Annotated in this window: 2 protein-coding genes; both read right to left on the minus strand. The window is 71.6% G+C overall.

All coding sequences use genetic code 11. The features are described from left to right. On the minus strand, window positions 1–865 hold an 865-nt coding region (locus tag K206_RS0120235), incomplete at its 3' end, for a M14 family metallopeptidase (RefSeq protein ID WP_020204215.1). Window positions 866–997: 132 nt separating this feature from the next. After that, window positions 998–1,838, minus strand: an 841-nt coding sequence (locus K206_RS0120245) for a tripartite tricarboxylate transporter substrate binding protein (RefSeq protein ID WP_020204216.1), incomplete at its 5' end; no start/stop codon positions are given.

The raw sequence follows: 1,838 nt of genomic DNA on the forward strand, positions 1-1,838 counted from the left end.
CGTCGCGCCAGCCGATCACGGTGCCGGCCTCGGGGAAGGTCTCCAGCCCGGTGTACGGGCCGGCGAAGCGGAAGTCCATGCTGGCTGCCACCACCGGCTCGGTCACGCGCACCACGCGCTGCGGCCGCGGCGGCTGCAGCCAGCCGGCGGGCACGTCGGCCGCGTCAATGATGCCGGCGTTGAGCAGGAAGCGCGCGGTGCTGTCCTTCGCCACGCTCACCGAGGCGGTTTCCCAGTGCTGGCCGCATTCGATCAGCAGCGCGTTCTTCGCGCTGGCGGCGTCGCCGAAGCCTTCGTAGTCGCGCATGCGGCGGCCTTCGGGGTGGCCTTCGTCGACGATCACGTTGGCCGGCGCGCCGACCGCGCGCGCCAGCTCGATGCCCTTGTCGAGCGGGCCGGAGACGATCAGCGGCAGGCTCTTCTCGTGCATCGAGTGCAGGTCCAGCAGCAGGTCCACGGTGTCGATCACCGGGCGCATGGCGCGCGCGCGGCGCAGCTCGGACGAGTCGCGGCCGGCGTCGTCGAGCACGGCGGCGGTCCACACGCGGTTGAAGTCCTGGTCGACGTAGCGCGAGGCGTCGGGCTTCGCCGCGTCGAACGTGTGGTACGCATCCACGTTGGCGAAGGCCAGCGTCAGGCGGCCGCGGCGCGGGCGCAGGCCGGCGTCCAGCAGCGCCTTGACGGTGATGGCGCCGCACACCTCGTTGCCGTGCGTGAGCGCGTTGATCATCACGTGCGGGCCGGGCGCGCCGCTGTCGAAGGTGTGCACGTAGGGCACGCCCGCGTTGCCGGCGGCGTAGGGGCGGATGTCGGGGAATTCGACTTCGACCGGATAGGCGTCGAAGGTAGGGACTTGGGTATGCATGTGTGTGGGTTGGCTAGCTTGCCTGTTTGAGCGGGAATCCCGGCGGCCGGAAATCCGGGCGCCGCTGGTGGCAAGCAAATGGCACGCCTGCCGCCGTTTGCCGCCATCGTTGCCATTATTGGTGCATTGCGGTTATTCGTGGATGCCGGCGGCCTGCACGATGGCCTTGTACTTGCCGGTCTCGCGCTTGACGAAGGCGGCGAACTGCGCCGGGCCGCCCGGCGCCACCGCCACGCCGGCCTCGGCCAGCTTCTTCTTCACCTCGGGCAGCGCCAGCACGGCCTGCATCTCGGCGTCGAGGCGCTCGACGACCGCGCGCGGCGTGCCGGCCGGCGCCATCAGCCCGAACCACACGCCCATGTCCACGCCCCTGAGCGCGCTGCTCTCGGCCAGCGCCGGCACGCCGGGCGCCACCTGGGCGCGGTGCGCCTCGGTCACGCCATAGGCCTTGACGCGGCCGGCCTGGATATGGGGCAGGGCGGACGACAGCACCATCACGGCGAGGTCGATCTGGCCGCCGAGCAGGTCGGTCGACATGGCCGACGCGCCCTTGTAGGGCACGTGCGTGATGTTGACCTTGCCCTGCTGCTTGATGAGTTCGCCGGCGAGGTTCAGCGGCGTGCCCACGCCCGACGAGGCATAGGCCAGCTTGCCCGGCTGCGCGCGCGCCAGCGCGATCAGCTCGTCGGCGTTCTGCGCCGGCAGCCCCGGCTTGCCCACCAGCACCATCGGCTGCGTGCCGACGAAGGTGATGGGCGCGAGGTCGCGCTCGCCGTCGTAGCGCACGGCGGGATTGGTCAGGCGCGCGATCGAGACCTCGCTGCCCGAGCCCATCAGCAGCGTGTAGCCGTCCGCGTCGGCCTTGACCACCCTGGCCGCGCCGATGGTGCCGCCGGCGCCGCCGAGGTTCTCGATCACCACGCTCTGGCCCAGGCGCTTGCCGAGCTCCGGCGCGATGGTGCGCGCCACCAGG

Source organism: Cupriavidus sp. WS, from assembly GCF_000395345.1.
Taxonomy (GTDB): Bacteria; Pseudomonadota; Gammaproteobacteria; order Burkholderiales; family Burkholderiaceae; genus Cupriavidus; species Cupriavidus basilensis_B.